Annotated in this window: 9 protein-coding genes; 5 read left to right on the top strand and 4 right to left on the bottom strand. The window is 36.3% G+C overall.

From position 1 onward, the window contains the following. Nucleotides 1-114: 114 nt before the first annotated feature. The 4 genes from HZC31_06275 to HZC31_06260 all read right to left on the bottom strand — a co-directional run bounded on the left by HZC31_06275 (nt 115) and on the right by HZC31_06260 (nt 1,698). On the bottom strand, nt 115-276 hold the full coding sequence (locus tag HZC31_06275; protein MBI5002967.1) for a PD-(D/E)XK nuclease family protein: 162 nt from the start codon (nt 274-276) through the stop codon (nt 115-117). A 2-nt stretch (nt 277-278) separates the two neighbouring features. Beyond that, nucleotides 279-758 carry a dual specificity protein phosphatase family protein gene (locus HZC31_06270; GenBank protein MBI5002966.1) on the bottom strand — a complete coding sequence of 160 codons (480 nt, stop codon included), beginning with the start codon at nt 756-758 and terminating at the stop codon, nt 279-281. A 1-nt stretch (nt 759) separates the two neighbouring features. After that, nucleotides 760-1,359, bottom strand: a complete 600-nt coding sequence (locus HZC31_06265) for a CRISPR locus-related DNA-binding protein (protein ID MBI5002965.1) — start codon at nt 1,357-1,359, stop codon at nt 760-762. A gap of 105 nt (nt 1,360-1,464) precedes the next feature. Next, on the bottom strand, nt 1,465-1,698 hold the full coding sequence (locus HZC31_06260) for a hypothetical protein (GenBank protein ID MBI5002964.1): 234 nt from the start codon (nt 1,696-1,698) through the stop codon (nt 1,465-1,467). Between the two features lie 188 nt (nt 1,699-1,886). Here HZC31_06260 and HZC31_06255 point away from each other — a divergent pair, with 188 nt between their 5' ends. The 5 genes from HZC31_06255 (at nt 1,887) to HZC31_06235 (ending at nt 6,124) form a co-directional block, all read left to right on the top strand. Continuing rightward, entirely contained in the window at nt 1,887-2,222 is a 336-nt protein-coding gene (locus HZC31_06255; GenBank protein ID MBI5002963.1) for a hypothetical protein, read from the top strand. Nucleotides 2,223-2,299: 77 nt separating this feature from the next. After that, entirely contained in the window at nt 2,300-2,734 is a 435-nt protein-coding gene (locus HZC31_06250; protein ID MBI5002962.1) for a hypothetical protein, read from the top strand. An 81-nt stretch (nt 2,735-2,815) separates the two neighbouring features. Next, entirely contained in the window at nt 2,816-4,975 is a 2,160-nt protein-coding gene (locus tag HZC31_06245; protein MBI5002961.1) for an NACHT domain-containing protein, read from the top strand. Continuing rightward, nucleotides 4,929-5,336, top strand: a complete 408-nt coding sequence (locus HZC31_06240) for a VOC family protein (GenBank protein MBI5002960.1) — start codon at nt 4,929-4,931, stop codon at nt 5,334-5,336. The genes HZC31_06245 and HZC31_06240 overlap by 47 nt, the downstream gene beginning before the upstream one ends. A 5-nt stretch (nt 5,337-5,341) precedes the next feature. Further along, a complete protein-coding gene (locus HZC31_06235; protein ID MBI5002959.1) occupies nt 5,342-6,124 on the top strand; it encodes a fructose-bisphosphate aldolase in 783 nt (260 codons plus the stop codon). The last annotated feature ends 82 nt before the right edge of the window (nt 6,125-6,206 follow it).

Genomic DNA, 6,206 nt, shown 5'->3' with positions numbered 1-6,206 from the left:
GAACGTACACATAGTTGGTTCAACCGATTTAGAGGGTTATTGATTCGTTGGTCTAAAAGACCAGATGCTTACATAGGATTATTGCATCTCGCATGTGGAATAATTACATGGAGGTCAATCTAATGGGATAGGCTCTAAGACTTCATGAACCAATTTTCCCATGAATGTTTCTACTGTGTCAGGGACATCTACTTTGACTTTGTCAATGTATTGAAGCTTATACTTGTATTTGCATTGTTGGAATGTACCAAGTTTTGAGTGTGAGTAGGTTGTCATCTTCAATTAACTAACCTCTGCCAATTGTTAATAAGATAATTTTGAATGCAAATTCCTGGTTGGTAGTTTGGGTAAAGTTTGCGAAATGCAATAACCGCTTCTGGATAGGATGATTTAGTGAACAATTCTTTTTTTGCTAGAAAAACTAAAGCAATTGCAGGAGACCTTGATTGTCCTTGATTGCAATGGATTATTATTTTCTTATTAGCAATATTCTGCTCTATAAACGCTATTGCTTTCCCAAAGACAGGATCTGTATATTTGGGGAGAATTTTATCCATGTCGACAATGTTCAAGTATAGATTATTTTCTTCCTCAAAAATTAAGTAGTTTGGATGAGAAGGAGATAAGCTTCCAGTATAATTCAACCTTTTCTGGTGACAAGGTGATTTACAAGCATGAATGACAGCCCAACCTTCTTTTGGACTATGGAAACATGACGCTTCTGTTCCAACATACAAATTATTACAAACTTCTTTCATGTTACAACACCACTATTTTTCCATAGTCTGTTAATTGATATTCTCCTTTATTCTCTTCAATAATTTCCATATCTTTTAAATCTGAAATGTAACGATAAAGCATTGCTCGAGAAATCTTCATTCGCTTAAGCAAATCTACAATATTTGGTTTTGGATTATATGACAAGTATGCAACAACCCTTCTCTGTTTGTCTGGAAGATTGTAAGAAACTTTTGGAAGCTGTACTATCTTATTATCTTCTTTACGAACATAAAGGATTTTCTTAACTCTGGACGCTCGAGCATAGCATCCAAAAAGAACACCAAATGCTCGTGTTTTTCTTCCAGAAGTCACATCGACAAAGATATTATCACGTTCATTTATCATATCAATAATCTTGACAATTTCAGATGCAACAGAGACAACGTCATAGGTTTTCGTTTGCAGCACTTTAACATTCATAACTGAACCTAGACTCTTTTGAATGATGTTTAACGCTTCTCGTTGTGTATCATCAGAAGAATCACTTGGGAGCAATATTAACCTATCAGCACTTACTTTTGTTGCTGTTACAATAACTGGTTCGTGTCCGTACAATGTTGCAATCAAAACATTTGCCATAGTGGAAAGAAACACGTTGTTCCTTATAAAGATTATGCTTTTATGAGACTCGTCTCATTAAGACGAGAATATTCTCACAAAATTATGGTTTAACCCCAGTGCAATTTATCCTTTCCCACCAATACTCTTCCATTCCCTATATTCCTCTGTATCTTCTTTTGGTGTTGGCTTTCTTGTTTCTTTTTCTTCTCTCCGCTTGAGGATAGCCATATAGAGTCTTGGATTCAATTCCAACCAAATTGCTTTCCATTCGGCAGGATATGTTTCTTCAAGATGTTGACGAATATATCCTGTAGACCAACCTAAAGTACCTTCCATTACCAAGTATTCTATACGCATAAGGTTATCAATATAGTCTCTATTTTTCCATGATGTCTTCCTAACTTTCTCTTTAACATAATTTGATTCTATCTTTGTGTATAGCATCTGATTTTATAGTGGATGGAGATATATTAAATCATCTTTTCAGAAAATTCAGATAAGAATAAAATCAGTTTTATATACGCAAATACTTTCATTATGATTATATGGATAGGACACTTATTAACCTTGTCACAAAATTAGCCGATGAAGAACGAAAGATCAAGGAGTACAAAAGCAGAATCAGACTCAAAGGAACAATTAGTGCTAAAGGCGTCACGAAAAATGGTAATATACGATTAACTGTCAAGAAAGAAGATTATGAAATACGATTCATTGCTCTCAAAGCGCATAAAGAGATTTTTCATTTAGCAGAAAGACTTTCTATAGGACGAAGTGTTTCTGTTGTTGGCATCAGAAAACGATTGCGCATGATTATTTGCATGCAATTGAAAGTATTGGATAAAGGAATAGATCAAAGTAAGCAAATGACATTACTATGAACCAAACAACAATCGTCTTCCCCAACTCACCTCTTCTCAACTATCTTTAAATAACCATGAACTATTCTTTCTTATTGATGATGACACTCACAGATAAATTTCGACTATGGACACAAGAAGCAACGCACATTGACAGCTCTCAATTTGATCTAATCCGCCGTATTCAACATTGGGATGATTCACTTTGGCAAGCATATTCCAGAGGCGGTCACTATCAACCAACAGGATTAACAGCAGAAGTAAGTCATGGTTCATGCTCTGCATATTGGCTCAAATTAGAGCCAAACGAAGGGATTGAAGATGCGCAAGCGCCTGATGCAACTTCACCAATCTTTCTTTATGAAGGAAAAGCAGTCTTGTGTTGGAAAGATTCGAGAGATAATAAGCGATATTCTACGGTTATGAGACAAGGCGATAAACCATATGTTTTAACGCCTTCTGAAGAATATGCAATAATCAACCAAAGTGATGCTCGTGCGATTCTCCTCATCTTTGATACTCATTCTAAATAGGTATATAATCTTTATAGGAAGCCTTAAATTGCGTATTTCATTAGTCTTCTATTTGAGAGGGGTGGTGGACTGGCATCACAGATGTTCATTCGTATTTTTAGCCCAGAAAATGGAAAGCTTGTTCTTAAAGACGCAGTCATTAATGCCATAAACCAGTATCCTCAAAGTAGCGCGAAAAAGATATTTTATTGTATCAAACAGCAAGGTATATCCATTACATATCATGGCGTTTACAAAGCAATCAGAGAGTTAGTAAATGATCGTTTTCTTTTAGAAGCGAATAAAGAATATGCACTCAATACAGTGATGATTGAGCAGAGAATTGCACAGCAAAAACCATTGGTTCTTCAATCGCTCTCCAAAGAACGACCAATTTTAGAGACAAAAGATTATGTTTTGTTGGACATTATTCCTACGTATCTTTCAGAATTTCAGTATAGGCAATACGTTGAAGGAACAAAAAATCCATATGACATCCTAAAGCAATTTCCAATCTTTCTTTTGATAGGAGATTCAGGAAGTGGAAAAACAACACTTCTCAAACTTCTGGCAGCACAAGAAAAAGAACGCATTCCTCTTTTCCTACCTCTGCAACACTATCACAAAGATGATTTCTTCGTTTTCATAAAACAATGTCTTCGTACTCCGGTTTCCAAAGAAACTATAGAATACCATTTTGAACAAGGCTCATTTTTATTGCTCTTTGATGGCTTAGATGAAAATCCAGAATATGAAAAGACGCTTTCTGAACTGTATGCATTCACAAAACACTATCCAAAAAATAAGATGGTTATTACCACACGAACGTCGCACGATCCAAAAGAGATGTTGCCATTACCAACGTTTGCTCTTGCGCCAATGAATCAAAAACAAGTGCAAACATTTCTTCAAAGCAAAAATAAAGAAGAAGCGTGGAGTTCACTTCCACATGCTATTAAAGAGCTTTGTAAAACGCCATTGCATATTATGATGGCTCTTCATATCAAAAAAAAATTTCCAGAGAATGCAAAGAAGGTAGATGTATATGATGCGTTTATCACAGAATCTCTTGTATTGCACGAAAAGAAGAACAAGAACTATTATAGCGCAGATCTAAAAAAAGTATTGGCACAAATCGCTTTCAAAACAGAAATGACTTTCTCACATAGCTCTCTTTTGGAGCAAGTGAGCGCAATCGCAAAAGAAGAACAGTGGGAAAAGAAGTATGAACAAGAACTTATTGTCGCATTGTTGAAAATTGAAATTCTCCAAGAACTGGAAAATGGAGCATACACATTTTCTCATCAACGCATAAGAGATTACTTTATTGCTCTCTATATGAGCATACATCCGTTTGATACAACAATGCTTTTCAAAAGAAAATCTGTTCTTCCTTTTTATGCAGGATTAGTTGATAATCCAAAAGAACTTATCTACGCTATTTTTACAGAATATGTGCGAACAGTGAACCATGAATATTTATTTCTTGCAACAAAATGTTTGAAAGAAGTAAAGACACCCGAGTGGAATGATTATCAAGGCATCCTTCATGCACTCTTAAACATCTATAATTATACTGATGCACTTTTTTATCCGCATTGGTATTCATTACGAGAAATTTTCTATGAATGGAATGATCCATACGTAATTCAAACACTTCTCGACTTTTTTGGACAATGTGAAGAAGATATTACTCCGCGATTAGTGAACATTCTTTATCACACCACAATTGCATTAGATGATAAGAGAATGCAAACACTACGAAGCGCACTAATTGCAACATCAAATAAGCATTTGCAATATAGCATTATTGAAATTGTAGGATTGCAAAATGATATTTCAATGGTTTTAGAACTCAAAAAATTTCTTACCAATGACGATCCTATTCTTGTTTGTCAAACTGCACGAACACTAGAGCGATTACAGAGCATAAATCAAGAACAAGTAAAGCGCATACAACAAAAACAGCAGCAGAAACTACTTACGCTCATTGAACATGCACAACAAGATTTCATGAAAGGGCATGCGCTGATAGAACTTGCGCACATTGATACGAAACAAGCGTTTCCATATATTGAAATTGCATTGCAGGATAAGAAACCAATTATTCGCTATCATGCAAGTTATATTATTCCTCGTTTAACAGAAGAACAGGGAACAAAGCTCCTTCACAATTTGGTAGGAGCAGAAACGATATTGATGGAGGTAAAAGAAAATGACAACAGCATATCAGATGGATCACGTGGCTATCACTGTGAGTGATCTCGATAGATCAGTAGAATGGTATAGAGCAATGTTTGGATTTAGAGAAGAGGTTCGGTTTGACAGACCAGATTTACGAAAAAAAGGCGCAATGCTTCGGCTTGGAGAGCAAGGATTAGAATTATTTCAACCGTATGAAGCTCGTGTATTACCAGACTATGCACAAGATTTCCATGAAAATTTGGGTGTTATTGGAGTAAAACATTTTGCACTCCTTGTTCCTAATCTTGAAGAGGCACAGGAAGATTTACGAATAAAGGGTGGAGAACTGAGTGATATTGTTCGTGGAAAAACAGTTCGTTATTTTACAGTAAAAGACCCAGATGGAATCCCTGTTGAAGTAAAACAACCGTACAGGTAATTGCAATGACACTCCAAGAACAAATTGCAAAGCTTATGCCTAAAGGCAAAATAGTCACCATTCCAATGGACGATGGATTGTTAGATGGTCCAGTTGGCGGCTTAAAAGATATGCGAGCAAAAATCAAGGAAATTGTTGCTGCACAACCAGACGCAATGCTTGGCTTTCTTGGTCCATGGAAACAATGTAGAGAAAATATTGGAGAAACCGCATATGTCTTGAATCTTACTGCAAGTACAAAGTATAGCAGTAATCCGCAAGAGAAAATACAAATTTATTCTGTTGAGCAAGCTGTTGCACTTGGTGTCGCAGGAGTTGCAGTGCATTTGAACGTTGGTTCGTTGCACATTCATGAACAACTGGAGATTCTTGCGCGTGTTGCTGCGCAAGCGTACATTGCTGAATTGCCTGTGATGGCAATTGCATATCCACGTGGCGAACAAATGCGTGAAGATGGGTTAGTTGATGCAACGTGTTATGCTGTTCGTTTAGCAGCAGAAGCTGGCGCTGATATTGTCAAAACAAAATATGTCGGTGGCAAAGATGCGTTTGCTGAAGTGGTGCGTTCAACACCAATTCCTGTGATTATGGCAGGTGGCGCGAAAGTGGATACAAGAACAATATTGCAGAATGTGTATGATTGTATCGCTGTTGGTGGAAAAGGGGTAGCGATTGGAAGAAATGCTTTCCATCATGAGAACACCACTGCGTTTGTTAATGCGGTGAAGGGGATTGTGCATGAGGGTTTGACTGTTGAGAGAGTTGTGGTAGATTATAAATTGTCATAAAAAAGTCAAATATTTTTTACCAGACCTATATAAATTGTCTAAAACTGACCTCTTCTTTTTTCTTTTTTGAATAATTTTTCGT

Source organism: Candidatus Woesearchaeota archaeon, from assembly GCA_016214075.1.
In the GTDB taxonomy this organism is placed as follows: domain Archaea; phylum Nanobdellota; class Nanobdellia; order Woesearchaeales; family DSVV01; genus JACRPI01.
This window is presented reverse-complemented; position numbering and strand designations above follow the sequence as displayed.

Coding starts and splice junctions, on each gene's coding strand:
- HZC31_06275 (MBI5002967.1), bottom strand. CDS start 276: ATGACAACCTACTCACACTCAAAACTTGGTACATTCCAACAATGCAAA.
- HZC31_06270 (MBI5002966.1), bottom strand. CDS start 758: ATGAAAGAAGTTTGTAATAATTTGTATGTTGGAACAGAAGCGTCATGT.
- HZC31_06265 (MBI5002965.1), bottom strand. CDS start 1,359: ATGGCAAATGTTTTGATTGCAACATTGTACGGACACGAACCAGTTATT.
- HZC31_06260 (MBI5002964.1), bottom strand. CDS start 1,698: ATGCGTATAGAATACTTGGTAATGGAAGGTACTTTAGGTTGGTCTACA.
- HZC31_06255 (MBI5002963.1), top strand. CDS start 1,887: ATGGATAGGACACTTATTAACCTTGTCACAAAATTAGCCGATGAAGAA.
- HZC31_06250 (MBI5002962.1), top strand. CDS start 2,300: ATGATGACACTCACAGATAAATTTCGACTATGGACACAAGAAGCAACG.
- HZC31_06245 (MBI5002961.1), top strand. CDS start 2,816: ATGTTCATTCGTATTTTTAGCCCAGAAAATGGAAAGCTTGTTCTTAAA.
- HZC31_06240 (MBI5002960.1), top strand. CDS start 4,929: ATGACAACAGCATATCAGATGGATCACGTGGCTATCACTGTGAGTGAT.
- HZC31_06235 (MBI5002959.1), top strand. CDS start 5,342: ATGACACTCCAAGAACAAATTGCAAAGCTTATGCCTAAAGGCAAAATA.